A 25678-nucleotide genomic window follows, 5' to 3' on the forward strand; every position below is an offset into this window, starting at 1 on the left:
AGGGTCGATCAGGCGATGATGTCGGTGACCGCCGCCTGGCCCACGGTACCCACGGCGAAGTCCACCGCGCCATGACCGGTCAGGTCGATCATCAGGCTGGTCTGGTTGGTTTCGGCGTAGTAGGTGAGGATCGCGTCGCCGGCATGCCCGGTGAAGCCGCTGACGAAGTTCAGGGTGGCGCCACCGGAGGCGAATTGCGGGATCCCGGTGAGGTCGATCTTGTCCTCGCCGCTGACGAAATCCATGATCCAGTCCGGGGCGTCGAAGGTCGAATCCGCGGCCGCGCCGTAGACGAAGGTATCAGCCCCCGCCCCACCCCACAGGGTGTCGCCACCGCCACCGCCATAGATGATGTCGTTGCCGGCACCGCCTTCGAGGATGTTCGCCGCAGCGTTGCCAATCAGCAGGTCATTGCCCGAGCCGCCGATGGCGTTTTCCACGGTCACGCCATGGGCGATGGACACGTTGCCCACCAGGCCGCCGACATCGGAGAAGCCCCCTTCATTGAGATTGATCTTCTGGTTCTGGGTGAAACCCGAGAAATCCAGGGTATCGTTGCCGCCGCCGTCCCAGACCGCGAACACCAGCTTGTCCGAAGCGCTGTGGGCGCTGTAGAAGTCCCGACCGGTGTTGGAGTTGAAGCCGTAGACAGTGTCGTCGGCACGGGTTTCCAGATTGGCGCCATAGAGCTTCTGCACCGCGACGATATCGTCCAGCAACGGCGCCGAGGCGTAGGCACCGCCGCCGTCCTTGCTGAAGTCCTGCCCGGTGTTGCTCTCACTCCAGTAGCTCATCAGGCTGTAGCCGCGGGTGTCCTGGGCGTAGGTCACGTCGTTGTAGGTCGGGCTGCCGCTGCCGGCGTTGTACACGCCCGGGTGGGACAGGCCCAGGCTGTGGCCGATTTCGTGGGTCAGGGTCTGGCGGCCGTAGTTGCCGTTGCCCGGGGTTTCGTTGACCCGGTACTGGTCGTTGATCAGGTACCAGGACTGGCCGTCGTAGCTGCTGCCGGACGGCAGGTAGGCAAAGGCCGCGCCGCCGGTGCTGACGTTGTAGTTGCCGAAGCTCATGTGGCCGTCGCCACCCTTGGCCGCTTCAGTGAAGGTCACGTTGGCCACGTCCGCCCACGATTGCAGGGACAGCAGCGCCTGGGCTTTTTGCAGTGCGCTGAACTCGCTGAAGCTGCCCAGGGCCGGGTTGTAGTTGGCCGGTTTTTCGGTGAGGAAGCTGTAGCTCAGGTCGATCTTGCCGTCGCCGTTCTGGTCGTGCCAGGACAGGCCTTTGCGCAGGATCGAATCCGCCGCCTGGTCGGCGGTGAAGGATGGCTTGCCGTTCACCAGCTCGCTGCCGCCACGGTCATACAGGTGGCTGAAGGCCAGAACTTGCTGGTAGGCATGGCTGGCCTGAGCGGCCGAATCGATACCGTTGCCGACTGCTTCCGAGAGTGCTTTTGACATTGCTACGTCCTTGTTCCAGACAAAAAATCCGATAGGACAGCTGCGACCCCGCCTGCGAGATCGTCCTATCACTCGCCCATTGAGGCGCTGGAAACCTGACATATCCGTCAGCCGTGAGTCCACGGTTTTTTTTGTCCTACAAAGCTCCCGGAACGCTCTGGCACGGGGTAAATTTTCCACTCGCACGAGGGGGCGCCAAGGGATAGGCTAGACACCGCACCGGGGCCCCGCGGCCCTCTTTGGATAGGAGTCTGTGATGCGCAAAATCCTGTTTCTGGGCACCTTGATGATCCTTGCCGGCTCGGCCCACGCCGAAGGCATTCCACTGTTCAACGTCTCCTGCCCGGGCAATCTGGCAGTCAGCGCCGACCAGGGCGGCCCGGTTTACATCAACGGCAAAGCAGTCAAGAACAGTGCCGTGGATGACCGGCATTTCCAGGTCAAGACGGCAGAAATCAGCCTGTCCATCAGCGTCGAGGACGACGAATCGGTGACCGTCAAGTACACCGACAAGCATGGCGCCAGTGGTCTCTGCGAAGCCGTGGACGACTGAGCCCTCTCCCCTTTTGCCTCACAACCTCAAGAGCCGTGCATGCACATCAGCGCAATTCCCTTCGCCACCACCGACTGGTCGAGCATCGAACCCACCGAGCATCGCGGCGAAACCGGCAGCGCCTTCTGGCGCACCCGGCAGTTCGGTGAAATTCGCGTGCGCATGGTGGAGTACAGCCCCGGCTACCTGGCCGACCACTGGTGCTCCAAGGGCCACATCCTGTTGTGCCTGGAAGGCGAGCTGCACACCGAGCTGGAGGACGGCCGGCGGTTCGTCCTGACCCCGGGCATGAGCTACCAGGTGGCGGACAACGCCGAGCCGCACCGCTCCTTCACCGCCGTGGGGGCCAAGCTGTTCGTGGTGGATTGAAGCGCTTCAGAACAGGCCCATCTGCCCACCCACCAGGGTGCTGAAATCGTCCTGCACGAACGGCAGGATGGCGTCCGCCACCGGTTGCAACTGGCGGGTCAGGTAGTGCTCGTAGTCGATGGCCGCGCGGCGGTTTTCCAGGGGCTCGGGGCCGGCCAGGGTGATGACGTAGCTGATCCAGCCGCCGTTCTGGTACTGCAGCGGGCGGCCCTGCTCGCGGTTGTATTCGTCCGCCAGGCGCGCCGCGCGGACATGGGGCGGCACGTTGCGCTCGTAGTCGTCCAGGGGCCGGCGCAGGCGCTTGCGGTAGATCAACAGGTCATCCAGTTGCCCGGCCAGGGTGCGTTGCACGTAGTCGCGCACATAGTCCTGGTAGGGCTGGCGGTGGAAGATGCGCTGGTACAGCTCCTGCTGGAATTCCCGGGCCAGGGGCGACCAGTCGGTGCGCACCGTCTCCAGGCCCTTGTAGACCATCTCCTGGCTGCCATCGGCGCGCTGCACCAGGCCGGCGTAGCGCTTCTTGCTGCCCTCCTCGGCGCCACGGATGGTGGGCATCAGAAAGCGTTTGTAGTGGGTTTCGAACTGCAACTCCAGGGCGCTTTCCAGGCCGTATTGCTGCTGCAGGTGATCACGCCACCACTGGTTGACGTGGGCCACCAGGGCACGGCCGATCAGGCCTGCCTGTTCCTCGTCATGCAGGCCGCCGAGCCAGACGAAGGTGGAATCGGTGTCGCCGTAGATCACCTGATGCCCCTGGGCCTCGATCAGTTGCCGGGTGCGGGCCATGATCTCGTGGCCACGCAGGGTGATGGAGGACGCCAGGCGCGGGTCGAAGAAGCGACAACCGCTGGAACCCAGCACGCCGTAGAAGGCGTTCATGATGATCTTCAACGCCTGGGACAGCGGCGCATTGTGCTCGCGTTTGGCCACTTCCCGGCCCTCGGCGACCCGGGTCACGATCGACGGCAGGCAATGCCGGGTGCGGGAGAAACGCGCGCCGCGAAAGCCCGCTACCGAATGCTGCTCGTCCGGTTGGCGCAGGCCTTCCACCAGCCCCACCGGGTCGATCAGGAAGCTGCGGATGATCGACGGGTACAGGCTCTTGTAGTCCAGCACCAGCACCGACTCGTAGAGGCCGGGACGCGAATCCATGACGAAACCGCCGGGGCTGGCCTGGGGCGGCAGCTCGCCCAGGTTGGGGGCGACAAAGCCCTGGCGATGCATCAGCGGCATGTACAGGTGGGTAAAGGCCGCCACCGAACCGCCGCTGCGGTCGGCGGGCAGGCCGGTGACCGTGGCCCGTTCCAGAAGAAAGGTCAGCAACTCGGTCTTGGCGAAGATCCGCGTCACCAGCTCGCAGTCCTTGAGGTTGTAGCGGGCCAGGGCCGGCTTGTCCTCGGCGAACATGCGGTTGATCTCGTCCATGCGCTGGTAGGGGTTGTCGATCGACTTGCCCTCCCCCAGCAGGGTCTGGGCGACGTTTTCCAGGCTGAAGGAAGGGAAGCTCCAGGTCGCCGAACGCAATGCCTCGATGCCATCGATGATCAAGCGGCCGGCGGCCGAGGCGAAATAGTGGGTACGGCTGCCGTGCTCGCGCCACTGCATTTCCTCGCCACCACGCCCCAGGCGCAGCGGCACCGCCAGGCGCCGGGCATGTTCGTGGAGTACGCGCAGGTCGAACTGCACCAGGTTCCAGCCGATGATCGCGTCGGGGTCATGCTCGGCCAGCCACTGGTTGAGCCTCTCCAGCAACTGCTCGCGGCTGGCGCAGAACTCCAGGTCGAAATCCACCGCACTGTCGTCGTCCCGGGCCTTGCCGAGCATGTACACCTGGCGCTGGCCGCAACCTTCCAGGGCAATGGAATACAACTCGCCGCGCTCGCTGGTCTCGATGTCCAGGGACACCAGCTTGAGGCTCGGCCGGTAGTTTGGCGCCGGCTTCATCTGCGCCTCCAGCAGCAAGCCATCGGGGCCGGGCTGGCCGCCGAAGGACACCGGCGCGGTGATGAAGCGCTCCATCAGGTAGCGCTCGGGCGGCCGCACATCGGCTTCGAACACCTCGACCCCGGCGCGCCGCAAGGTCTTCTCCAGGCGCATCAGCTGATTGTGCTGCGGGCAGTACAGGCCCAACACCGGACGCTGGTGGAAGTCACGCAGCTGCAAGGGGCGCAGTTGCACATCCGGGTCGTCGGTCAGCAAGCGCTCGGCCTGGGCCCGCTGCGCCGCCGGGACGAAGGCCACGGAAGTCTGCAACGGCAGGCGGATCTGGCGCGGCCCCTGGTCGGTGGCCAGCCAGAAATCGACTTGCGTGCCCGCCGGCGTATCGCGCCAGTGCCGGGTCAGGACGAAGCCTTGTTGTACATCCACCGCTGCAACCTCAGAACATTTCAAGGCGCCGATTCTACCTGCCCAGCCCTGCGTTGGGGGGGCCGGATGATGGCTTTTCGGCTTTTGTCAGACAATATGTAGTGCCAGAAAATTTTCACTACAAAACCGTTGACGAGAGGATTTCGGCCTTGCATGATGCAGACGTCTCCCCGATCGGGGGACGAGGCAAAGGTGTTATGAGCAAGCTCGTCTGACCGCCGAGCTGTGACCCGGATGTGTACTGCCCACAAGGCAGATTGATGAAACTGACCTGGCATTGACCGTCCAGTACCAAGACGGGAAGCCGGCGAAAACTCTTCAAGATGCTTGTGGCCGATGGTGGGAATGTCGGCAGCTTCATCCAGGTTTACGCTGCTTCTCTTCGTTGTGACGCTATTGCGTAGCAGTTAATCAAGGCAACTACACGCATCAGGCTCTGGGCCTTATCTGTATCCGACAGACACCCTCTGTCGCCCTGTTTCCGGTATCAGGGTTCAACTTACCGACGTAGCAAGATGAATTAGCGAATCAACTTAGATAGATCGATAAATGGTCAAGGGGGCTACAAATGAATCTTAATAATCAACCCACTATTGATGAATTGGCACGTATGTTCGCCGCACAGAAAGACAGCCACGACAGCCACATCCTGTGGATCGCCAAGTCGGGCCAAGTGCATATCGACTGCCTGTCGCCCCATAGCCATGAAGCAGAGTTCGACCAGAACAACCGGGACCTCGCGGCCCGCCTGAAGATGTACCGCCGCGGCCAGGGCTACGTCGGCAAGAAAGCCGCCGCCGACAAGGACTTCATCGGCCGGGTCCTTGAGACCCTGAAAGCCGAATGGCAATCGCTGCGGGATAAATCGGAAGTTCGGGTTATTGATCGGTTCTGCTAAGTAACGCGATCAATTCGTTAATCACCAACTAGTTGTTTAAACAATTGAATGGGCGCTCTTCATGAGCGCCCATTTTTATTGAAGCCAATTTCAAACCCGTAGGAGCCGGCTTGCCGGCGAAAGCGGTGTTAGCCTTGAAACCGCCTTCGCTGGCAAGCCAGCTCCTACAACTCAGAACGCAAAACACGAACACCCAAACGCCCCCCAGAACCCCTGGAAGTCACTCACCGGTACATTGGACATGCGCGCTTTCTGGTGCCCGTGGGCATGCACTGCGCACGGGCCGCTGCACTGGTGCACCTGGTTCTGCAACGGTGCGCCGGGCTTCCAATGCCCAGGCACCTTGGCCACCGGCGACCAGTCCGGGGTCACCGGCAGGCTCGGTGGGGCCAGTTTTTCGAAGTCACCGGCGGCATGCACCACCTTGCCATCCACTACGGTGAGCAGGGACTCGATCCACTTGATCGCCTCTTCCTCGACGCTGAAGTAGTCCGCCGACAGGGCCACCAGGTCCGCCAGTTGCCCGACCTTGATCTGGCCCTTCTTGCCCTGTTCCGAGGAGAACCAGGCGCTGCCGTGGGTGTAGAGCTCCAGCGCGGTATCGCGGCTCAGGCCCTGGGGGTACAGCTCCAGCCCGCCGACAGTCCGGCCGCTGACCATCCAGTACAGCGAGGTCCAGGGGTTGTAGCTGGAGACTCGGGTGGCGTCGGTGCCGGCGCCCACCGGAATGCCTTCGGCGAGCATTCGCTGGATCGGCGGGGTCATTTCGGCGGCCTTGGCGCCGTAGCGCTCGACGAAGTACTCGCCCTGGAAGGCCATGCGGTCCTGGATCGCGATGCCGCCGCCCAGGGCCCTCACCCGTTCGATGTTCTTCGGGCTGATGGTTTCCGCATGATCGAAGAACCACGGCAGGCCGTTGAAGGGAATGTCGCGGTCGACCTTCTCGAACACATCGAGCATCCGCGAGATGGATTCATCGTAGGTGGCGTGCAGGCGGAACGGCCAGCGTTGCTCCACCAGGTGGCGCACCACCGGTTCCAGCTCCTGCTCCATGCTCTGCGGCAGGTCGGGACGCGGTTCGAGGAAGTCCTCGAAATCCGCAGCGGAAAACACCAGCATCTCCCCTGCCCCGTTGTGCCGCAGGAAGTCGTCGCCCTGGCCGTAGGTGACGCTGGAGGTCCAGTGCTTGAAGTCCGCCAGTTCCTCCTTGGGCTTCTGGGTGAACAGGTTGTAGGCGATGCGCACGGTCAGTTGCTGCTGGGCCGCCAACTGGTTGATCACCTGATAGTCGTCGGGGTAGTTCTGGAAGCCGCCGCCGGCATCGATGGCGCTGGTGACCCCCAGGCGGTTGAGCTCGCGCATGAACTGGCGGGTGGAGTTGACCTGGTACTCCAACGGCAGCTTGGGCCCCTTGGCCAGGGTCGCGTACAGAATCATCGCATTAGGGCGGGCGATCAGCATGCCGGTGGGGTTGCCGTTGCCATCGCGGACGATCTCGCCCCCCGGCGGGTTCGGCGTGTTGCGGTCGTAGCCCACCACTCGCAGCGCGGCGCGGTTGAGCAAGGCGCGGTCATACAGGTGCAGGACGAACACCGGGGTATCCGGCGCCGCCTGGTTCAGTTCTTCCAGGGTCGGCATGCGTTTCTCGGCAAACTGGAATTCGTTCCAGCCGCCCACCACCCGTACCCACTGCGGCGCCGGGGTGCGCAGGGCCTGTTCCTTGAGCAGGCGCAGGGCATCGGCCAGGGACGGTACGCCCTCCCAGCGCAGTTCCAGGTTGTAGTTCAGGCCGCCGCGGATCAGGTGCAGGTGCGAATCGTTGAGCCCGGGGATCACCGTGCGCCCCATGAGGTCGATGACCTGGGTGCCGGCGCCGCGCAGGGCCATGGCCTGGGCATCATTGCCCACGGCGATGAAGCGCCCGTCCTTGATTGCCACCGCGCTGGCCCGGGGTTTGGCCCGGTCCACGGTGTGCAGGCGGCCGTTGAACAGAATCAGATCGGCAATTGCATCGGGTTTCATGGCATTGCTCCAAACGAAGGTCGGGAAGGAATCAGGCCGCACTGCGTGGCTGCAGCCAGCGGCTGAACAGGCGCGTGACCCGGGGCATGAAGACGTAGACCACCAGCAGCACGATGCTCAGGGTGATCAGCACCGTGGCCGGCACATAGCCGCCAAGCCAGGGCAGTTGGGCGAACAGCGGCTTCCACAATTGCGGCACCAGGAAGCTCAGCGGCAGGATCACCAGGAAGGTCACACACGCCTGTTTCCAGCGCGGTGGCGGGGTCGGTGCGCCGCCGTCCTGAGGGGTAAACCAGAATTCGCGATCGGCGTTGATTTCGGTCTGGTCACCGTCGGCCAGCAGGTGCTGGGCCTGTTGCACCAGCTCGCGGCGGTCGGCGGAATCCAGCCAGTGCTGCAACTGTTCGGTGCTGGCAAAGCGCAGCACGCTGGTGAACAACCCGAGGCCGCCGCTGTGGCCACGCACCACGTCGATGCCCAGGTGCCCCGGATAGCTGCGAGCCTTGGCGATGATCTGCCGCAGCCAGGTTTCATAGGCCTGATCCTGGCCCTGCTTGATCCGGTGACGGACCAGCAGGGTCACGACACCGTCGGTGAGTTCGATGTTCATCAGAAGGCTCCAGGGTCTGCGAGGAGATGCATTTGCGCATCACAGTTAAGGCCCGTAAGCGCTGGCTTGCCAGCGAAGCGGTCGGTGCGATCGCATTCGCCGGCCAGGCGGCGCCTACAGCTGACGTTGCGGGGCCTTGTGCACCATGCTGTAGGCGTAGTCCACGCCCATGCCGTAGGCACCACTGTGTTCCAGTACCAGGCCCATGACCGCGTCGTAGCTGTCCTTGTGCGCCCAGTCGCGCTGGTACTCCAGCAGCACCTGCTGCCAGGTCACCGGTACCGCGCCGGCCTGGATCATCCGCTGCACGGCCATGTCGTGGGCCTCCTGGCTGGTGCCGCCGGAGGCGTCGGTTACTATGTACACCTCGTAACCTTCGGCCATGGCCTCCAGCGCCGGGAAGGTCAGACAGACCTCGGTCCACAGCGCCGCCATCACCAGTTTCTTGCGCCCGGTGGCCTTCACCGCGTCCACCAGCTTGCGGTCTTCCCAGGAGTTCATCGACGTGCGCTCGATGGGCTGCTGGCCGGGAAACACCGCCAGCAGTTCCGGCCAGATGTAGCCGCTGAAGCTTTCGGTCTCCACCGAGGTGAGGATGCTCGGCACGTTGAAGATCCTGGCCGCCTTGGCCAGGGCCACGGTGTTGTTCTTCAGGGTCTGGCGATCGATCGATTGCACGCCGAAGGCCATCTGCGGCTGGTGGTCGATGAGGATCAGGGCGGAGTTGGTCGGGTTGAGCAATTCACGAATGGACATGGCGCGTTCCTTTTGCAGTCAGAGAGTGAGGGTCGAACATGACCGGCTGATGGCGCTGCTTGCGCCCCGTGGCGTCCGGCTTGGTGGCTAATCTAGGGCCTGGCCGAAAAAGGAACAATTACCTAAAATTGAGAATCATTGATTCTAAAAAAGGGACAATCATGGACCGTATCGAATGCATGCGCGCCTTCGTCGTCACCGTCGACGAAAACGGCTTTGCCGCAGCCGCCCGCGCCATGGACGTGCCCCGCTCCAAGGTCAGCAAACAGATCCAGGCACTGGAAGAAGCCATCGGCGTGCAACTGCTGCAACGCACCACCCGCAGCCTGCGCCTGACCGAAGCCGGTGCCGAGTACTACGAAAGCGTTCGGGAAGTGCTGGCCACGGTGGACGAAGCCGAACAGCGCGCGCGCGATGGCATCGCCGAGTTGCGCGGAGTGCTGCGAGTCAATGCACCGATGTCCTTCGGTCTGCGTCGGCTCGGGCCGCTGGTGCCGCTGTTCCACGAACAGCATCCGCTGATCGAATTGCAACTGGTGCTCAGCGACCAGCAGGTGGACCCGCTGCGCGGCGGCTTCGATGTCACCCTGCGCATTGCCAGCCTGCCGGACTCGTCCATGGTGGCCCGCCAGCTGGCACCGGCACCGCGGATCATGGTGGCGTCTCCCGCCTACCTGGCCCGGGCCGGCATCCCGCGCCAGCCCAAGGACTTGAGCAGCCACCAGTGCCTGAACTATGGCTACCTGCAAAGCGGCGTCAGCCTGCAATTGAGCAACGGCAGTGACGTGCAGCGGGTGCATGTCACCGGGCCGCTGCATGCCAACAACGGCGACCTGCTGGCCCAGGCCGCCGAGGCCGGCATGGGCATCGCCCTGCTGCCGGATTTCATCGTCGAGGACGCCCTGGCGGCCGGGCGCCTGGTGCCGGTGCTCTGTGAATGGCAGGCGCCGCCCATCAGCATCAACGTGGTCTACCCCTCGGCGCGGCGGGTGCCGCAGAAAACCCGGGCCTTCATCGACTTTCTGGCGGGGCACCTGACCCAGAAAACCGCGGGCTGAACCTTGCAGCGGACGAACGTACGCCTTCACCCGCAGGCGGGCTCCTACACTCAACACAGGTTCCCGCTACTGGCGCAGCGCATCATGAAAATCTCCCTCAGGCTGGCCGTTTCCAGCATCCTCGGTGCCCTCGCCTACCTGGGCCTGGCGATCTGGGGCATGGGCGGTTTCTCCGCCTTCTTCGGCCATCCACAGTTGACCCTGATCGCCATCGCCACCCTGCTGATGGTGGTCGCCGCGCTGTACAGCGAAGTCAACCTGAGCAGCGGCGAGCAGGAAGACCAGGGCAACCGCTGGGTGCTGCCGGTGTTCGGGGTGATCGGCCTGTTGAGCGGCTTCGTCCCGGCCTACAGCGACCGCATCGATTTCTGCACCTTCGGCGGCGAAGGCCTGCGCTGGCTCGGGGCCTTGCTGTTCATCCTCGGCGGCGGGCTGCGGCTGTGGCCGGTGTTCATCCTCGGCCGGCGCTTCAGCGGGCTGGTGGCGATCCAGCCCAACCACCACCTGGTGGTGGACGGCCTCTACCGCCACCTGCGCAACCCCAGCTACCTGGGCCTGCTGGTGAATGCCCTGGGTTGGGCCCTGGCGTTTCGCTCGGGGCTGGGGTTGTTGCTGGCAGCACTGACCCTGGTCCCGCTGATCGCGCGGATTCATGCCGAGGAGGCCTTGTTGCTCAAGCATTTCGGCGAGGAATACGAGGCCTATCGCGCCCGCAGCTGGCGCCTGCTGCCGGGCCTGTACTAAGGCTCTGTAAAAAAAATCAGACACGCCTGGCAGCCAGGACGTGCCGCTCTAGCACGTGGCTTTCATCATGAACGCAAGCCTCTCGCCAAGGGGCTTGCGCCCTTTACCCCCCTTACATTGGCCTGCGCTTTCTTGCAGTATTGATCCGCCCTGGAGGCTCGCCACAGCAGTTCGCATCCTCCAGCGCCCGGTGTAAACCAAGAATAATCACCCCGAACTCGACAGCGAGATCACCCGGCAGATGCATCCCCAGAGCCCGTTCCACGGATTGGCCTGCACCCGCTCCACGGCCCCGCGCCTTGGCGGTGGTACGCTTGTCGACGCTCGTATCGCACTGCCCTGCCACTCCCCGCTGCACCCTGCCCAACGCCCTTGTGAGGTGCATGAGGTGCGCGCTGGCGTCATCGGTTTTCTCTTCCTGGACAGGCCCTGCCCATGAAGCTTCTGGTCAACCTGCCCATGGCCCTGTGCCGTTCCCGCCTGCGCCATTCCTCACGCCCTCCGGATCACTCGCCGCTGGCCTGATCGCGCTTCTGCGTGGTCCCTTCCAGACCTGATTTCTGCCCTTGCAACCGGCCCGTGCGCGGCGTCGTTGCAGGACCTGAAAACCTGCGCGCCCCACGGGCGCCAAGCGAGTCCAAACATGAATTTTGCAGCCCTAGACGAAGCCCGGAGTTTCCTCGCCGCCAACCCCGATATCGACATGATCGAGCTGTTCATTCTCGACGCCAACGGCGTGCCCCGGGGCAAGCTGTTGCACCGCGAAGAACTGCTGGCGGTGTACGAAAGCGGCCGGCCCCTGCCCAGCACCATCCTTGGCCTGACCCTCAACGGCGACGACGTGGAGAACTCCGGCCTGGTCTGGGATGTGGGCGATATCGACTGCCGTGCCTACCCCCTGGCCGGCAGCCTGGTACGCCTGCCCTGGCGGCAGATCCCTACCGCCGCGGTGCAGGTCAGCATGCACCCGCAGGAGGGCCTGCCCGCCAGCATCGCCGACCCGCGCCACCTGCTGATCAAGGTGATCGACGGCCTCAAGGCCGAGGGTTACCACCCGGTGATGGCCTGCGAGCTGGAGTTCTACCTGCTGGACGCCAAGCGCGACGGCAACGGCCGGCCGCAACCGGCGCTGGATGCCGACGGCGGTCGCCCGCGCAGCACCCAGGTCTACGGCCTGCGCGAGCTGGAGCAGATCGAACCGTTCCTCGCCGACCTCTACGCCGCCTGCAAGCTGCAAGGCATTCCGGCGCGCACGGCGATCTCCGAATACGCCCCCGGGCAAGTGGAGATCACCCTGGAACACGGCGACGCCCTGGAAGCCATGGACCAGGCCGTGCGCTACAAGCGCCTGGTCAAAGCCGTGGCCCACAAGCACGGGATGCAGGCCACCTTCATGGCCAAGCCTTTCGATCACCTGGCCGGCACCGGCATGCACATGCACGTGAGCATCGCCGACGCCGCGGGCCGCAACCTGTTCGCCAGCCAAGACCCGGCCGGCACCCCGCTGTTGCGCCAGGCGGTGGGCGGCATGCTCGCGTCCCTGCTGGAGTCGCTGCTGCTGTTCTGCCCCAACGCCAACTCCTACCGGCGTTTCCAGAGCAACAGCTACGCGCCCCTGGCCCCCACCTGGGGCGTCGACAACCGCACCGTGAGCCTGCGGGTGCCCGGCGGCCCGGCCAATAGCCGGCACATCGAGCACCGCATCTGCGGTGCCGACGCCAACCCCTACCTGGCAGCGGCGGCGATTCTCGCCGGCATCCATCGCGGCCTGCGGGAAAACCTCGACCCCGGCGAGCCGGTACAGGGCAATGGCTACGCCCAGGCCACCGAACTGCTGCCCACCGACTGGCTGACCTCGCTGGTGGCCCTGGAGCAATCGGCCTGGGCACGGGATGCCCTGGGCTCCGAGTTCCTCGGTGTGTACCTGGCGGTCAAGCGTGCCGAGTACCGCCAGTTCATGGCCGAAGTCGGCGAGCAGGACTGGCGCTGGTACCTGACCCAGGCCTGAGGTCCGTTGCCGATCTGCCGCGCAGGGCTCAGGCGCATCCATTGCGTGCCGGACCCGCCGGCCCATCGACCGATTTCAAAGCCCTGGCCGCTGCCTGCCCGCAGCGGCCCGGCTCACTTTTTTACGAGGTTCTATCCATGACAGCCGCCTTCGATCCGCGGACCCCGGCAGCCGAGCGCTGCCCCAGCTACTACAGCGCCACCCTGAACCAGGAAACCCACTACCCGACCCTGCAAGGCACTCATCAAGTGGATGTGGTGATCATCGGCGGCGGCTTCACCGGCGTCGCCAGCGCGGTGGAACTGGCCGAGCGCGGCCTGAAAGTCGCCATCGTCGAAAGCCACAAGATCGGCTGGGGCGCCACCGGGCGCAATGGCGGCCAGGTCACCGGTAGCCTCTCCGGCGATGAAGCCATGCGCAAGCAGATGCGCCGCCACCTGGGCGAGGAAGTGGACGATTTCATCTGGCACCTGCGCTGGCGCGGGCACCAGATCATCCAGCAGCGAGTAGAAAAATACGCCATTGCCTGCGACCTCAAGCACGGCCACCTGCACGCGGCCTACAAGCCCAGCCACCTGCCGGGCCTGCGCGCCGACTACGAAGAAGCGGTGCGCCGCGGCATGGGCGACGAGGTCAGCCTGCTGGACCGGGCCCAGGTCCGCGGGTTGCTGGAAAGCGAGCTCTACCACGGCGCCATCAAGAACACCCGCAACCTGCACCTGCATCCGTTGAACCTGTGCATTGGCGAAGCCAGGGCTGCCGAAAGCCTGGGGGCGCTGATTTTCGAACACAGCGAAGTGCTGGAGATCATCCACGGCGAGCGCCCGGCGGTGGTCACTGCCCAGGGCCGCATCGACGCCCGGCAAGTGCTGCTGGCGGGCGATGTGTACCACAAGCTGGAACCGAAGAAACTCAAGGGCAAGATCTTCCCCGCCATGGGCGGCATCGTCACCACCGAGCCCCTGGGCGACCTGGCCAAGCGCCTCAACCCCGAGGACCTGGCGGTCTACGACTGCCGCTTCGTGCTCGACTACTACCGCATGACCGCCGACGGCCGCCTGCTGTTCGGCGGCGGCGCCAACTACAGCGGCAAGGACTCGCGGGACATCGCCGGCGAACTACGCCCGTGCATCGAACGCACCTTCCCCGCGCTCAAGGGCGTAGGCATCGATTTCCAGTGGAGCTGCGCCATGGGCATCGTGATCAACCGCATCCCGCAACTGGGCAAGCTCTCGGACAACGTCTGGTACTGCCAGGGCTACTCCGGGCACGGCGTGGCCACCACCCATATCATGGGCGAGATCATGGCCCAGGCCCTGACCGGCCACCTCGGCCACTACGACACCTTCGCCGCCTGCCAGCACATCCGCGTGCCCTTCGGCGACCAGTTGGGCAACCCGATGCTGGCGGCGGGCATGTGGTACTACCAGATGCTGGAGAAACTGCGCTGAGGGCACGACGCGAGTCGGGCGGCAGCCGAGGAGCCAGCAAAGCTTGATGAGCCGGCCCTTTGTTCAGTAGTCTGCCCGCCCCTCGAAGGCATGGACCGCCCCGAACCCGCGGGCGGTCCCTGTGCTTCGTCTTGTAAAGACCCGCCCAAGCCTGAGGCTTGGGCCCAGCGAGACCACCGTTATCCGAGTCCTCGACCAGGAAAGAATCGACCGCATCAATCAAGACCTGACCCGCGCCTGGAAGGCCGATGTTGAAACCACCTGCGTCCTCTCGGGCATCCTGCTGCTCCCCTGCCTCATCCTCATCTGCCTGCTGGATGGCCCGCTGTTTGCCAAGGTCATCCTGTGCACCTTCCTCTGCCTGATGGTCGGTGGCTGGTGCACCGCCAAGTGGCTCAACGCCCAGGCGCAACCCAGGACTGACATCACGGGCGTGAAGGTGGAGCAACTGGAAGGCTACTTCGACCGCCGCTGGGTTCGGAACGGCGGCAAGCCCTATATCGAATACAGCTTTGGCAAGCATTGGTTGCGAATCCAGACCTCGGCCTGCAGCTTCTTCAGTGGCGACACCCAGTTGAAGCTCAACCGCCGCTATCGCACCCCCCCGGGGCGAACTGGAAGCCGTGGCCATCGGCTTCAATTTTGCCGCCTGCTTTCTCACCGTACTCTGGTCGTACTGCGTCAGCCTGTACTGGGTGACCGGCCTCACCCTGGCTGCCCTGGGCCTGATCCTGCTGATCCCTGATACAGGCGCCGGCCACCACGGGTTCGCCCTGGGCTGGCTGCTCAGCGCCGGGGTATTCGGCGCGTGCGGCAACCTGTGGCGAGAAAGGCAGGTGCTGTCCAAGGGTTTTGTCCAGGTCGATGCCCTGCTGTCCTGCAACCCCGACCAGGCCAAGGTGCAGTACAAAAGAAAGGTCGAAGAGGCAGCGCCGGGGTTCGGTCAATAACCCCCGTTGCCCCGTGAAAGCGATCCGAGCCGCGGCTTGGGGCAAAAAAACTCCGAAGAAAGTCTGTGGATCACACACGACTCCGCGGCCACAGCGTTCGATCAGCCATTAGTCGTGCCTTGAAAGCACGTTGGCCGTGGTAGATTCGCCCACCGGCCATCAGCGCCGCATGTCCAGAGACCCAGCCATGAACCAAGCGTTGTACCAGGGCGGCTGCCTGTGCGGGCAGATTCGCTTCGAGGCCCAGGGGCCTGCCGCCAATCCCCATACCTGCTCGTGCAAACTGTGCCAGCGCCACAGTGGCGCGCTGACGCTGGCGTGGGTCGAATTCCCCCGAGAACGGGTGACCTGGACCGGCCCTGGCGGCGCACCGGCGACCTTCAGGTCGTCGGACTATTCGAGCCGGGCCTTTTGCCGGGCTTGCGGCAGCTCCCTGGGGGCCATCGATGATCAGCCGACCATTGCCTTGCTCCTGGGCTGCTTCGATGACAACCGCGACCCGGCGCTGATGCCGCACAGCCATTCGTTCAGCGACCGCTGGCCCGAGGGCTGGCAGCCCGCACCGACAACGCAGGATAAAGGCGGACAGCATGAGTGAAGCACCGTCGCGCTGCACCTCCCCCCTCGCCTCGAACGTCTGGACCTGGTACGGCCAGGACGAATACCGAAGGATCATCCTGTTGGGAGAACTGGGCGTGGCCCTGGAATTTCTCGCCCTGGACGCCAAGCGACAACGGGTGGAGGTCGGTTGCTGTGCCGAGTGCAATCTGTGGTCTGGCTATCTGGACTATCTCGCTGGTTTTGTGAAGCAGTTTCCGCTGCATCTGGCGCCGCACTTGCTGCCGCGCTTGCAAGCACTGTTAAGCGGCTGTGAAGCACTGTGCCGGGAAGCTTACGGCCTGACCCTGGAAGACAACGGCTTCGAACACCCGCAATGGCGACCGCTGCGAGAAGGCGCCCGCGAGGCGCTGGAGATATTGGGTTGGTCGCAGGTACGGGAGCATATGCCGGAGCTGACCGAAGAATGCCGTGAGGCGTTGCGCAGATGGCCGGATTGAACGCTCAAAGGGTGGCGGTGCTGCTCCGGGCCCCTTCGCCAGCAAGCTGGCTCCTACGGTATTGAGTGCAGCGCTGCCTGTAGGAGCCGGCTTGCCGGCGAAGGCGATTCGGCGGACAACACAAGTCCGTTGCTACAGGCCAGCTATCGCCGGGGTCCGTGGCAAGGCGCGTTTGTGGGCAGTGCGCAGGTAGGCACGCTCGATCAACTGGCGCACCGCGTCGGTAACGGGCTCGCCCATCAGGTAAGCGTCAATTTCTGCGTAGCTGCAACCATAAGCCGTTTCGTCCAGCTTGCCCGGCGCCAGTTCCTCCAGGTCCGCGGTGGGCGCCTTGTACACCAGATGCCCTGGCGCGCCGAGGGCCTCGGCCAGCAGCCGCACCTGGGTCTTGGTCAGCCCCGACAGCGGGGCCAGGTCGCAGGCGCCGTCGCCGTACTTGGTGAAGAAACCCATCAGGGCCTCGGCGCCGTGGTCGGTGCCCACCACCAGGCCGTTGCTGAAGTTGGCCACCGCGTACTGGGCCAGCATCCGCGCCCGGGCCTTGACGTTGCCCTTGACGAAGTCCGTGAGGGCCGGCGAAGGCTGCAGGCCGTCGATCCGCACCTGGTTCATCAGGCCCTCGACGCTGTCGGCAATGTTGCAAGTGCTCACCGCGTCGGGGCCTATGAAGTCCAGGCAAGCCTGGGCATCACTTTCATCCGCCTGTTGCCGATAAGGCAGGCGCATGGCGATGAAACGGGCCTCCTGCCCCGCGGCGCGCATCTGCTCCACCGCCAACTGGCACAGGCGGCCGGCGGTCAGGGAATCCACCCCGCCACTGATACCCAGTACCAGGGTGCTGCAGCCGGACTCGCGCAGTACCTGCTGGATAAAGGCCACACGCCGGGCGATCTCGGCGGCCTCGCCACCGCGAACCAGTTGCCGGTCAATGCCCAGTTCCCGGGCGATGCGTGCTTGGGTTGAATTGCTCATGTCAGGCCTCCAGGGGCGAGTGGGCAAGATCGACGTTGAACACCTGGGCCGCGTACCGGAGGAACGACGGGTCTTCGCAGACGTTCTTGATCGGGTCGTCGGAGAACTTCACCACCGGTTCGCCATGCACCCGCACCAGCTTCATCACGATGCTCAGCGGCTCCACGCCCTCCACATCGCAGGCCAGGCTGGTGCCCATGCCGAAACCGAAGCGGGCCTGGCCACGCACGTGGCGCAGGATCGGCAGGCATTTCTCGAAGTTCAGGCCATCGGAAAACATCAGGTCCTTGGTCCGCGGGTCGATGCCCAGTTCCCGGTAGCGGGCCAGGACCTTGTCGGCCCAGAGGATCGGGTCCCCGGAATCCTGGCGCAGGCCGTCGTAGAGCTTGGCGAAGTACAGGTCGAAGTCCTTGAGGAAGAAATCGGTGCTGATGCAGTCGGTCAGGGCAATGCCCAGGCGCCCGCGGTACTCGTGCACCCAGTTCTCCAGGGCCGCGTTCTGGCTCTCGCGCAGCCGCCCCAGTTGCTGGTGCACCATCAGCCATTGGTGGGCCATGGTGCCGATCAGTGGCAGGTCGAACTCGTAAGCCAGGTGCGCATTGCTGGTGCCGACGAAGACCCCGGGGAAATCGCTGCGCATGATCTTCACCACTTCGCGCTGGGCCTTGAACGACAGGCGCCGGCGGGTAGAGAAATCCGAGACGCGGAACTCGGCAAGCTCGTCGCGGCTGGCGTTTTTCTCCAGCCATTCGAACTTCTGGTAGAGCCGGCGAGTGACATCCTCAAGCTCCACCTCGGGGTACTTATCGCGGTTGCGCAACTCGCTGACCATGGCCAGCACCGGCTGCTCGAACATGATGCAGTGCAGCATCGGGCCGCGGACGCGGATGCTCAGTTGGCCGTCGACCGCCGCCACGTGGATGTAGCGCAGGTTGAAGCGGAACAGGCCGAGGAACTGTTCGAAGTCAGGGGTCAGGTATTCACGAAAGCGCTTGTTGAACAAAAAGCGCTGTTCGCCTTCGCGCATCTGCAGGCCGGCAAGCTTTTCCAGCTCCTGGCGGATCTCGGGGATCAGGTGCACCAGTGACTCTCTGGAACGAACGATGAACTGGTATTCCACGTCCACATTGGGGTGCTGGTGCAACACCGCCTGCATCATGGTGAAGGTGTAGTAGTCGGTGTCCAGCAGGCTCTGGATCACGCCGTTGTTGCGGTCAAATGCACTTTCCATGGTGACTCCTCAAGCCTTGGCCAATCTGGCGGTTTCTTCGCGGGTCGCGGCAACCGTGATGCCCGCTTGTTGCATGTCGGCGATGGCCTGGGTAGCGCCCTCGGCGCTGATGGCCCGGCACGCCGGCAGGTGGATGAGCACCTTGAAACCGGCAGCGGCCAGTTGCAGGGCAGTGGTCTTGACGCAGAAATCCAACGCCAGGCCGCCGACTATGACTTGCTGTACGCCCTGGCCCTTGAGGTACTCGATGACCCCGGTGGACAGCTTGCCGTGCAAGTCGTGGTAGCAGGCGCCGTAGGGGTGCAGGTCCGGCTCCACGCCCTTCCACACGAAGTAGTCGTAGTCATAGGGCGCAGGCAGTTCGTCCAAAAGGGTGAAGCCTTCAGTGCCCGGAACGCAGTGGCTGACCCAGGTCAGATCGGCATGTTCAAGGCCCGTGGGCTGGAGCATCTGGGCGTGCCCGGTCACCACCCAGGGCGCCTGGGGACTGTGGGCGTCCTTGCTGCCGATACGCAGGCTGGCCAGGGTCGCCATGAAATTCAGCTCGCCGCCGATGCGGTCGCCTTCAGCCACGGGCAACTCGTCCGGGCACAGCGGGGTGAAGCTCTTTTGCGCATCGACATCGAAGGAAGCGGTCTTCATCGTTTGGCTGTTCATGCTGGGTCTCTCCTCTGCATGGAGCACAAAGTACATGTCATGTACTTTCATGACAAGCCCTCCTTGGATTTTATTTTTCTCAATCGGACTTCAATCAAACCGAACAAATAAGCTGAAAAAGAAGATTCTCCGCCGACAAAAGCGATGCTAAGGTACACGTCATGTACCCAACAAGGAAAAGCAGATGTTTGAACTGGCCCTCTATGGCGGCGCCTTCAACCCGCCCCACGCCGGGCACGCCCAGGTGATGCTCGAAGCCGCCCGCCATGCCCGCCGGGTACTGGTAGTGCCCAGCTTCCGCCACCCGGACGGCAAGCGCATGGCCGACTTCGAGCAGCGCGCCAGCTGGTTGCAGACAATCACCGCGCACCTGCAGCCAGAGTGCGACGCCGAGCTGGCGGTCAGCCGCCTGGAACGGCAACTGGCCCTGGCCGACCCGGGCCCGGTCTACAGCTTCACCCTGTTGCAACGCCTGGCCGACGACCTGGCCCTGGACGGCAAACGCATCGCCCTGGTGGTGGGCGAAGACGTGGCGCGCCAGTTGCCCAGGTTCCATCGCGGCGAGGAACTGCTGCGGCGCTTTTCCGTCCTCTGCATCGAAGAGCAGCCCGGGGTGCGCAGCAGCGTGTTGCGCCAATGCCTGGCCCGTGGCGAAACGCCGCCCAGGCAATGGCTGGCTCCGGGAATGAATCCGCTAAACTACGGCCTCTACGCCGTCCACGGAAGTTGATATGCACGACCGCACCACCCTCCCCAGCGCCTACCTGCACACCATCGACCTGTGCCTGCTGCGCTATCACCGCGAACGCGGCGAGCTGCAGATCCTCCTCCATCAACGGGATGCCGAGCCCTTCGCCGGGCACTGGGCGCTGCCGGGCATCGTGGTCAACGGCGACGTCGAAGACCGCAGCCTGAATGACGCGGTGGAACGCCTGCGCCGTTCGAGCAAGGTGGACATGCCCCTGGCCTGGCTGGAACAGGTGGGCACGGTGGGCGACGCCTTTCGCGACCCGCGCTGCTGGTCGTCCTCGACCTTCTACCTGGGGATCCTCAGCGAGCCGGTGGAGCCCGCCGCGCAACAGGGCTTCTTCGCCCTCGGCGAGGTGGCCAGCGGTGCCTTCAAGCTGCCCTTCGACCACAACGCCCTGGTAGCCCAGGTGCACGAGCGGCTGTTTTCCAAATCCCTGTACAGCAGCCTGCCGCTGATGTTTCTCGGCAACGAGTTCAGCGCCCCCGAGGCGGTGAGCATCTTCTCCCTGGTGCTGCAGCGTCCGGTGCTCAAGACCAGCATCCGCCAGCGCCTGCTGAAGATGAGCGAGGCCGGCTACCTGCGCGACACCGGGCGCAAGAAGAGCGGCGACGGCGGCCGGCCTCAGGCCACCGTGGAGCAGCTCAAGCCCGCCGAGCTGTATTTGTTCGATCGTTGTTTCCTGGAGTGATAGCCCCCATGAGTTCCACCCCCGACACCCAGTGCCTGCTGGAAACCCCGTACTTCAAGGTGGTCCGTGAGAACGGCTACTTCATCATCAAGGAAGCCCAGGCGGTGAACGGCGTCGTGGCCGTGCCGACCCTGGCCGATGGCCGACTGATGCTGGTCAACCTGCGGCGCCGGGCCATCGGCGGCCAGTCCATCGAGTTTCCCCGGGGCGCCATCGATGTCGGGGAAAGCGCCTGCGACGCGGCGGCCCGGGAACTGCTGGAGGAAACCGGCTGGCAAGCCTCAGAGGTACGCCAGCTGGGGCTGCTGCACAGCAACACTTCGCTGATCGCCAGCGCCGTGGCGGTGTGCCAGGTGCAGATCGCCGAGCAGCAGGCCGCCGCCACCGATGGCGAAGTGGACCATGTGCTGTGGGCCAGCCGCCAGGAGTTGCTGGCAATGATCGCCGCCGGCCAGATCACCGATGGTCACACGCTGTCGGCAGCGATGATGCTGCTGGCCAGCGAGTCGGCCTGACGCCCCCATTTCTCCAGGGCAAAGTCGACAAAGCTGCGCAGCTTGGGCAGGCGATAGCGGTCCTGGGCATAGAGCAGGTGCATCGTCCGAAAGGGCAACTGATAGTCCTGCAGCACCGGCACCAGCCGGCCCTGCTGCAGGTCTTCCTCCACCAGCGCATCGGGCATCATCACCAGCCCCAGGCCACCCCGCGCCGCACGATGCAAGCCGGACGAGGTGTTGGCCAGCAATGACCCCGACACCGGAATCTGCACATCGCCTTCAGGCCCGCGTAACGGCCACAGGGTGGCGGTGGCGCTCCACTCATCACCGGCCGGGTAGGCGAATGCCAGACAGTTGTGCCGCTGCAGGTCCTCGGGGACCTGGGGCGTGCCGCAGCGTTCCAGATACTCCGGCGCAGCGCAGATCGTCAGGGTGTAGTCCTGCAGGCGCCGGGCAATCAGCGAGGCGTTGTCCAGGTTGCCCAGGCGCACCGCCACATCGAAGGTGCCATCGGTCAGGTCGAAGCGCTGGTTGGCCAGGGTCAGCTCGACCTTGACCTGGGGGCAGCGCTGGCGGAACTCGTCCAGCGCTGGTGCCAGGCGTTCGGTGCCGAAGGTCAGGGGTGCGGTGATGCGCAACGTACCGGTGGGTTCGCCCTGGGCCTGCTCCGCCAGGCGCTCGGAATCCGCCACCAGCCCCAGCACCGCCAGGCAGCGCTGGTAGTAGTCACGGCCAAAATCGGTAAGCCGCTGGCGCCGTGTCGTGCGGTTGAGCAGACGCACCCCGAGGCGCTGCTCCAGGGCCCGCAGGTGATTGCCCACCATGGTGGTGGACATGCCGCACTCCCGGGCCGCGGCGGTCATGTTCCCCGCCTCCACCACCTTGACGTACACCGACATTGCCTGGAACAGATCCATTATCAATCCTGACTTCAAGATGATTAAAGAAATAGCGAGTTTATCTAGCCTGGGTGGCTAACGATACTGATAGCACACCCCCAAGATGGAGCTACCCGCCATGACCGCCGCCTGCCTGATGAGCACCTACCAACCCCTCGCGCTGAGCTTCTGCAAAGGCCTGGGCAGCCGTCTCTGGGACCAGGCCGGGCGAGAGTACCTGGACGCCATCGCCGGGGTCGCGGTGACCGGTATCGGCCACAGCCACCCACGGCTGGTCGGCGCCATCAGCGAACAGGCCGGCCTGCTGCTGCACAGCTCCAACCTCTACGACATCCACTGGCAGCAGCAACTGGCCGCCAAGCTGACCCGGTTGAGCGGCATGGACCGGGCGTTCTTCAACAATTCCGGGGCCGAGGCCAACGAGACCGCCCTCAAGCTGGCACGCCTGCACGCCTGGCACAAAGGCATCGAGCAGCCCCTGGTGGTGGTCATGGAAAACGCCTTTCATGGCCGGACCCTGGCCACCCTGGCCGCCAGCGACGGCCCGGCAGTGCGCCTGGGCTACGGCCAGTTGCCAGGCGGTTTTCTCAAGATGCGCTTCGGCGATCTGGCCGCCCTGGAATCGGCCGTCGCCGAGCATGCTCCACGCATCTGTGCCGTATTGATGGAGCCGATCCAGGGGGAAAGCGGCATCCAGCTGGCCCCACCCGGCTACCTCAAGGCCGTGCGCGAGCTGTGCACCCGGCGCAACTGGCTGTTGATGCTCGACGAGATCCAGAGCGGCATCGGCCGCACCGGGCGCTGGTTTGCCTGCCAGCACGAAGACGTGGTGCCGGATGTGATGACCCTGGCCAAGGGCCTGGGCAACGGCATTCCCATCGGCGCCTGCCTGGCCCGGGGCAAGGCTGCCCAGCTGTTTACTCCGGGCAGCCACGGCAGCACTTTCGGCGGCAACCCCCTGGCCTGCCGCGCGGCCTGCACCGTACTGGACGTCATCGAGGACCAGCAGTTGCTGGCCAACGCCGAACAGCGCGGTGCCCAACTGCTGCGGCGGCTGCGCGAGGAACTGGCGGCGCATCCGGCGGTGCGGGAGATTCGTGGGCTGGGGCTGATGGTGGGTATCGAACTGCGGCAGCCGGCCCGAGAGCTGGTGCAGGTCGCCGCCCGTGACCACGGGCTGCTGATCAATGTCACCCGGGGCACCACCATCCGCCTGCTGCCACCCTTGGTGATCGATGGGCAGGAAGTGGAGATGATCGTCGATGGGCTGCGTCAGACCCTGGAGGCGCTCTAGCCTGGGCGAGGCGGGGCAATGCAGTCGGCAGGCACCGGGGCGGTCAGCGCCTGCCCCGGCCTCCGCCCATGGGCTTCAGTCGTCCAGCGCCTTGGGCGCTGCGGCGGGCTTGGCCGCCTTGCCGGCCTTGGCATTGGCCGGCTTGGCCTCCGGCTCGGGGGCCGGAGCCGGCGCTGCGGCCTGTTTCTCCGCCGCCGGCAACTGGTCGACGGCACTGAAGACTTCCTTGAGCTCGATGGCCCCGGAGTGCTCCAGCTTCTTCTCGCCGTCCTTGCCCACCAGGATCACCTTGGTCTGCGCCCCGGCGCCCAGCTTGAGGCTGCGGATCAGGGCCATGGTGGATTGCGGGTCGATGTCCTTGCCATCGCGCTGGCCGATGGTGTTGATCACCGTGTACAGGACCATGTTGCGTTCGTTGAAGGCTTGACGGGTGGCCGGCTCTTCCAGGGACTTCTTCAGGCTCACCAGGGTCGGGTCCACGGTGCTGGGGGCAATCACGATCAGTGGCCGTGACTTGCCCAGGTCCTGGGTCAATGGGCCGTCGTTGTCGGCCGCCAGGACAGGGCCGGCAACAGCGAGCAGAGTAGCGAAGGTCAATGACCGAATGAACATGCGTCTCTCCTTATGTTTTCCACGCAGTAATGATTGCGCATTGCGGGAAAAGGTCCAGGCCGGGACTCAAAATCTGACATTTTTTTGCCCACGGCGCCGCGCTGGTCTTCGGCTTGCCACAGGCCGCGCACGACCGGGGCTCGCGCCCTTCCAGCGGTCGGCACAACCAGGTTCGCGGTAAGGTTTTGTTGCATATGCAGCCCGACAATTACGCCCCTGCAGCACTCGCGCCAACAGCCTTGCGCCCGCTCTTTAATATTCGAATCAATACAACAGCGGCCCTGGGTTGTTTATAAGAACCGCTGCACGACACATTCAACCCACACAACTCCAGCGCTCTTAACAACCATTGAAACGAACCACTCGCAGAACCTCCGGCAACAATCAACAAGAAGATTCCGAAAGTTTTAAACTTATGCCTAAAGTGTCATTTTTCAAACGTCAGAAAACAGGCGCGAATCTCCTACCCCGATAGAAAAATCTGTCTATATCAAGGCTTACAGAGGCCTCTCAGTTTATTGCCACAGCCCACGCCACGGGCCGCCGCGGCCTTTTAACTGCTGCCCTGCAACAACTCTAAGTTACATGCCCAGGCCTGCTTGAATTGCAGCAGACAATGATCTGGAGCAAATAACCGAAGCCATCACTACTTGTTCTTTTATTGCCGAGGGAACTATAGTGCGGCGCGGCACGGACAGCCCGATACGGCACAACTATAAAGCGGCAACTCGCCCTATTACCGAACACTATCCCTTACGGGTTTTTTCGAATGAGCGTCCGATACCGATGATCCCCCTCCTCATCTGCGATGACTCGAGCATGGCCCGCAAGCAGGTGCTGCGGACCTTGCCCAGCGAGTGGCGGGTGTCCGTGACCCAGGCCTGCAACGGGCGCGAAGGCCTGGAAGCCCTGCGCCGCGGGCTGGGCAAGGTGGCGCTGCTGGACCTGACCATGCCCGTGATGGACGGCTACCAGGTCTTGAGTGCGGTGCAGGAAGAAGGCATCGAGGCGCAGATCATTGTCATCTCTGGCGACATTCAAGAAGAAGCCGTGCGCCGCACCCGCGAGCTGGGCGCCCGGGCCTTCCTCAAGAAGCCCTTCGACCCGCAGCAACTGCGCGCCCTGCTCAACGAACTGCAACTGCTGGACAGCACGGACACCAAGCCACTGGCAGCCCCTTCGCCAGCACCGGTGGTGACCTTTCGCGACGCCTTCCGGGAAACCGTCAACGTTTCCATGGGCTACGCCGCGGCACTGATCGCCAAGGTCCTGGATGTCTTCGTGCACCTGCCGATTCCCCACGTCAATGTGCTGGAAGCCGGCGAGTTGCAGATGCTGCTGGCCGATGCCAACCGCGCCCGGCAACTGACCGCCATCTGCCAGAGCTACATCGGCAGCGGCATCGCCGGCGAAGCCTTGCTGATGTTCTACGACTCCGAAGTGGCCGACATCGCCCAGTTGATAGAGCAAGGCACCGACCCCTACCAGGAAATGGAAGTGCTGATCGACCTCTCCAGCGTGCTGATCGGCGCCTGCCTGAGCAGCATCGCCGACCAGCTGGACGTGTTCTTTTCCGTGGGCCATCCCCAGGTACTGGGGGAACACACCACCATCGACGAGCTGATCGTGCTCAACCAGCAGCGCTGGAAAAAGACCCAGGCGGTGGAGATCAGCTACAGCCTGGAAGAACAGAACATCCACTTCGACCTGTTGCTGTTGTTCACCGAAGGCTCCATGGCCTTGCTGGAACAGAAGCTCGCCTACCTGATGAGTTGAGCC

The 25678-nt window shown here is 64.2% G+C and carries 26 protein-coding genes; 16 read left to right on the forward strand and 10 right to left on the reverse strand.

Going from position 1 to position 25678, the window contains the following annotated elements; genetic code table 11:
- Positions 1-8: 8 nt before the first annotated feature.
- Entirely contained in the window at positions 9-1454 is a 1446-nt protein-coding gene (locus BM382_RS06095; RefSeq protein ID WP_011060780.1) for a serralysin family metalloprotease, read from the reverse strand.
- Between the two features lie 256 nt (positions 1455-1710).
- Between BM382_RS06095 and BM382_RS06100 the strand changes: the two genes are divergently transcribed.
- A complete protein-coding gene (locus BM382_RS06100) occupies positions 1711-2007 on the forward strand; it encodes a hypothetical protein (RefSeq protein WP_011060779.1) in 297 nt (98 codons plus the stop codon).
- Between the two features lie 39 nt (positions 2008-2046).
- On the forward strand, positions 2047-2376 hold the full coding sequence (locus BM382_RS06105; RefSeq protein WP_053150870.1) for a DHCW motif cupin fold protein: 330 nt from the start codon (positions 2047-2049) through the stop codon (positions 2374-2376).
- Positions 2377-2382: 6 nt separating this feature from the next.
- On the opposite strand, the gene BM382_RS06110 is transcribed toward BM382_RS06105, so the two are convergent.
- On the reverse strand, positions 2383-4743 hold the full coding sequence (locus BM382_RS06110; protein WP_072442313.1) for a DNA polymerase II: 2361 nt from the start codon (positions 4741-4743) through the stop codon (positions 2383-2385).
- Positions 4744-5311: 568 nt separating this feature from the next.
- On the opposite strand from BM382_RS06110, the gene BM382_RS06115 reads away from it, so the two are divergent.
- Entirely contained in the window at positions 5312-5641 is a 330-nt protein-coding gene (locus tag BM382_RS06115; protein ID WP_011060776.1) for a hypothetical protein, read from the forward strand.
- A 171-nt stretch (positions 5642-5812) separates the two neighbouring features.
- Here the strand turns inward: BM382_RS06115 and BM382_RS06120 are convergent, their stop codons facing one another.
- The 3 genes from BM382_RS06120 to BM382_RS06130 form a co-directional block, all read right to left on the reverse strand.
- Positions 5813-7663, reverse strand: coding sequence for an amidohydrolase (locus BM382_RS06120; RefSeq protein WP_019094406.1), 1851 nt, complete (start codon positions 7661-7663; stop codon positions 5813-5815).
- Between the two features lie 31 nt (positions 7664-7694).
- Positions 7695-8273: an antibiotic biosynthesis monooxygenase gene (locus BM382_RS06125; protein ID WP_011060774.1), complete on the reverse strand. Its 579-nt coding sequence runs from the start codon at positions 8271-8273 to the stop codon at positions 7695-7697.
- A 114-nt stretch (positions 8274-8387) separates the two neighbouring features.
- Entirely contained in the window at positions 8388-9029 is a 642-nt protein-coding gene (locus BM382_RS06130) for a hydrolase (protein WP_015635223.1), read from the reverse strand.
- 161 nt (positions 9030-9190) lie between these two features.
- On the opposite strand from BM382_RS06130, the gene BM382_RS06135 reads away from it, so the two are divergent.
- From BM382_RS06135 to BM382_RS06170, 8 genes are all read left to right on the forward strand, one after another.
- On the forward strand, positions 9191-10087 hold the full coding sequence (locus BM382_RS06135; protein ID WP_072442315.1) for a LysR family transcriptional regulator: 897 nt from the start codon (positions 9191-9193) through the stop codon (positions 10085-10087).
- A gap of 84 nt (positions 10088-10171) precedes the next feature.
- The gene (locus BM382_RS06140) at positions 10172-10831 is read left to right on the forward strand and encodes a methyltransferase family protein (protein WP_072442317.1); all 660 of its coding nucleotides are present in this window, start codon (positions 10172-10174) and stop codon (positions 10829-10831) included.
- A 643-nt stretch (positions 10832-11474) separates the two neighbouring features.
- Positions 11475-12839 carry a glutamine synthetase family protein gene (locus BM382_RS06150; protein ID WP_053150859.1) on the forward strand — a complete coding sequence of 455 codons (1365 nt, stop codon included), beginning with the start codon at positions 11475-11477 and terminating at the stop codon, positions 12837-12839.
- A 137-nt stretch (positions 12840-12976) separates the two neighbouring features.
- Positions 12977-14290 carry an NAD(P)/FAD-dependent oxidoreductase gene (locus BM382_RS06155; protein ID WP_011060769.1) on the forward strand — a complete coding sequence of 438 codons (1314 nt, stop codon included), beginning with the start codon at positions 12977-12979 and terminating at the stop codon, positions 14288-14290.
- Positions 14291-14411: 121 nt separating this feature from the next.
- Positions 14412-15035: a hypothetical protein gene (locus tag BM382_RS06160; RefSeq protein WP_239690396.1), complete on the forward strand. Its 624-nt coding sequence runs from the start codon at positions 14412-14414 to the stop codon at positions 15033-15035.
- A complete protein-coding gene (locus tag BM382_RS32045; protein ID WP_239690397.1) occupies positions 14986-15240 on the forward strand; it encodes a hypothetical protein in 255 nt (84 codons plus the stop codon). The genes BM382_RS06160 and BM382_RS32045 overlap by 50 nt, the downstream gene beginning before the upstream one ends.
- A 187-nt stretch (positions 15241-15427) precedes the next feature.
- Positions 15428-15838, forward strand: coding sequence for a GFA family protein (locus tag BM382_RS06165; RefSeq protein ID WP_072442319.1), 411 nt, complete (start codon positions 15428-15430; stop codon positions 15836-15838).
- Positions 15831-16298, forward strand: a complete 468-nt coding sequence (locus tag BM382_RS06170) for a hypothetical protein (RefSeq protein WP_072442321.1) — start codon at positions 15831-15833, stop codon at positions 16296-16298. The genes BM382_RS06165 and BM382_RS06170 overlap by 8 nt, the downstream gene beginning before the upstream one ends.
- A gap of 132 nt (positions 16299-16430) precedes the next feature.
- Here BM382_RS06170 and nadE read toward each other — a convergent pair whose 3' ends face one another.
- The 3 genes from nadE to BM382_RS06185 are packed head-to-tail and all read right to left on the reverse strand — an operon-like array spanning position 16431 to position 19158.
- Positions 16431-17270, reverse strand: a complete 840-nt coding sequence (nadE, locus tag BM382_RS06175; RefSeq protein ID WP_011060765.1) for an ammonia-dependent NAD(+) synthetase — start codon at positions 17268-17270, stop codon at positions 16431-16433.
- Position 17271: 1 nt separating this feature from the next.
- The gene (gene pncB / locus BM382_RS06180) at positions 17272-18501 is read right to left on the reverse strand and encodes a nicotinate phosphoribosyltransferase (RefSeq protein ID WP_011060764.1); all 1230 of its coding nucleotides are present in this window, start codon (positions 18499-18501) and stop codon (positions 17272-17274) included.
- Between the two features lie 9 nt (positions 18502-18510).
- Positions 18511-19158 carry a nicotinamidase gene (locus BM382_RS06185; protein ID WP_019094416.1) on the reverse strand — a complete coding sequence of 216 codons (648 nt, stop codon included), beginning with the start codon at positions 19156-19158 and terminating at the stop codon, positions 18511-18513.
- Between the two features lie 184 nt (positions 19159-19342).
- Here BM382_RS06185 and BM382_RS06190 point away from each other — a divergent pair, with 184 nt between their 5' ends.
- The 3 genes from BM382_RS06190 to BM382_RS06200 are packed head-to-tail and all read left to right on the forward strand — an operon-like array spanning position 19343 to position 21112.
- Complete coding sequence (locus BM382_RS06190) at positions 19343-19888, forward strand: adenylyltransferase/cytidyltransferase family protein (protein WP_019094417.1); 546 nt, start codon at positions 19343-19345, stop codon at positions 19886-19888.
- Position 19889: 1 nt separating this feature from the next.
- On the forward strand, positions 19890-20597 hold the full coding sequence (locus BM382_RS06195; RefSeq protein WP_011060761.1) for an NUDIX hydrolase: 708 nt from the start codon (positions 19890-19892) through the stop codon (positions 20595-20597).
- Positions 20598-20605: 8 nt separating this feature from the next.
- Positions 20606-21112 carry an NUDIX hydrolase gene (locus BM382_RS06200; RefSeq protein WP_019094419.1) on the forward strand — a complete coding sequence of 169 codons (507 nt, stop codon included), beginning with the start codon at positions 20606-20608 and terminating at the stop codon, positions 21110-21112.
- Here the strand turns inward: BM382_RS06200 and BM382_RS06205 are convergent.
- Entirely contained in the window at positions 21064-22011 is a 948-nt protein-coding gene (locus tag BM382_RS06205; RefSeq protein WP_019094420.1) for a LysR family transcriptional regulator, read from the reverse strand. The two genes, BM382_RS06200 and BM382_RS06205, sit on opposite strands and share 49 nt — an antisense overlap.
- Before the next feature lie 100 nt (positions 22012-22111).
- On the opposite strand from BM382_RS06205, the gene BM382_RS06210 reads away from it, so the two are divergent.
- Entirely contained in the window at positions 22112-23287 is a 1176-nt protein-coding gene (locus BM382_RS06210) for an aspartate aminotransferase family protein (RefSeq protein WP_072442323.1), read from the forward strand.
- Positions 23288-23362: 75 nt separating this feature from the next.
- Here BM382_RS06210 and BM382_RS06215 read toward each other — a convergent pair whose 3' ends face one another.
- Positions 23363-23899 (reverse strand): DUF4174 domain-containing protein, encoded by a 537-nt coding sequence (locus BM382_RS06215; protein WP_011060757.1) that lies wholly within the window; start codon positions 23897-23899, stop codon positions 23363-23365.
- 786 nt (positions 23900-24685) lie between these two features.
- Here BM382_RS06215 and BM382_RS06220 point away from each other — a divergent pair.
- Entirely contained in the window at positions 24686-25675 is a 990-nt protein-coding gene (locus BM382_RS06220) for a response regulator (RefSeq protein WP_072442325.1), read from the forward strand.
- Positions 25676-25678: the final 3 nt, after the last annotated feature.

This window comes from Pseudomonas sp. NFPP25 (genome assembly GCF_900116505.1).
Classification (GTDB): Bacteria; Pseudomonadota; Gammaproteobacteria; order Pseudomonadales; family Pseudomonadaceae; genus Aquipseudomonas; species Aquipseudomonas protegens.

Coding starts and splice junctions, on each gene's coding strand:
- BM382_RS06125 (WP_011060774.1), bottom strand. CDS start 8,273: ATGAACATCGAACTCACCGACGGTGTCGTGACCCTGCTGGTCCGTCAC.
- BM382_RS06105 (WP_053150870.1), top strand. CDS start 2,047: ATGCACATCAGCGCAATTCCCTTCGCCACCACCGACTGGTCGAGCATC.
- BM382_RS06135 (WP_072442315.1), top strand. CDS start 9,191: ATGGACCGTATCGAATGCATGCGCGCCTTCGTCGTCACCGTCGACGAA.
- pncB (WP_011060764.1), bottom strand. CDS start 18,501: ATGGAAAGTGCATTTGACCGCAACAACGGCGTGATCCAGAGCCTGCTG.
- BM382_RS06190 (WP_019094417.1), top strand. CDS start 19,343: ATGTTTGAACTGGCCCTCTATGGCGGCGCCTTCAACCCGCCCCACGCC.
- BM382_RS06215 (WP_011060757.1), bottom strand. CDS start 23,899: ATGTTCATTCGGTCATTGACCTTCGCTACTCTGCTCGCTGTTGCCGGC.
- BM382_RS06120 (WP_019094406.1), bottom strand. CDS start 7,663: ATGAAACCCGATGCAATTGCCGATCTGATTCTGTTCAACGGCCGCCTG.
- BM382_RS06185 (WP_019094416.1), bottom strand. CDS start 19,158: ATGAACAGCCAAACGATGAAGACCGCTTCCTTCGATGTCGATGCGCAA.
- BM382_RS06155 (WP_011060769.1), top strand. CDS start 12,977: ATGACAGCCGCCTTCGATCCGCGGACCCCGGCAGCCGAGCGCTGCCCC.
- BM382_RS06100 (WP_011060779.1), top strand. CDS start 1,711: ATGCGCAAAATCCTGTTTCTGGGCACCTTGATGATCCTTGCCGGCTCG.
- BM382_RS06170 (WP_072442321.1), top strand. CDS start 15,831: ATGAGTGAAGCACCGTCGCGCTGCACCTCCCCCCTCGCCTCGAACGTC.
- BM382_RS06130 (WP_015635223.1), bottom strand. CDS start 9,029: ATGTCCATTCGTGAATTGCTCAACCCGACCAACTCCGCCCTGATCCTC.
- BM382_RS06195 (WP_011060761.1), top strand. CDS start 19,890: ATGCACGACCGCACCACCCTCCCCAGCGCCTACCTGCACACCATCGAC.
- BM382_RS06200 (WP_019094419.1), top strand. CDS start 20,606: ATGAGTTCCACCCCCGACACCCAGTGCCTGCTGGAAACCCCGTACTTC.
- BM382_RS06150 (WP_053150859.1), top strand. CDS start 11,475: ATGAATTTTGCAGCCCTAGACGAAGCCCGGAGTTTCCTCGCCGCCAAC.
- BM382_RS06205 (WP_019094420.1), bottom strand. CDS start 22,011: ATGGATCTGTTCCAGGCAATGTCGGTGTACGTCAAGGTGGTGGAGGCG.
- BM382_RS06165 (WP_072442319.1), top strand. CDS start 15,428: ATGAACCAAGCGTTGTACCAGGGCGGCTGCCTGTGCGGGCAGATTCGC.
- BM382_RS06140 (WP_072442317.1), top strand. CDS start 10,172: ATGAAAATCTCCCTCAGGCTGGCCGTTTCCAGCATCCTCGGTGCCCTC.
- BM382_RS06115 (WP_011060776.1), top strand. CDS start 5,312: ATGAATCTTAATAATCAACCCACTATTGATGAATTGGCACGTATGTTC.
- BM382_RS06210 (WP_072442323.1), top strand. CDS start 22,112: ATGACCGCCGCCTGCCTGATGAGCACCTACCAACCCCTCGCGCTGAGC.
- BM382_RS06220 (WP_072442325.1), top strand. CDS start 24,686: ATGATCCCCCTCCTCATCTGCGATGACTCGAGCATGGCCCGCAAGCAG.
- nadE (WP_011060765.1), bottom strand. CDS start 17,270: ATGAGCAATTCAACCCAAGCACGCATCGCCCGGGAACTGGGCATTGAC.
- BM382_RS06095 (WP_011060780.1), bottom strand. CDS start 1,454: ATGTCAAAAGCACTCTCGGAAGCAGTCGGCAACGGTATCGATTCGGCC.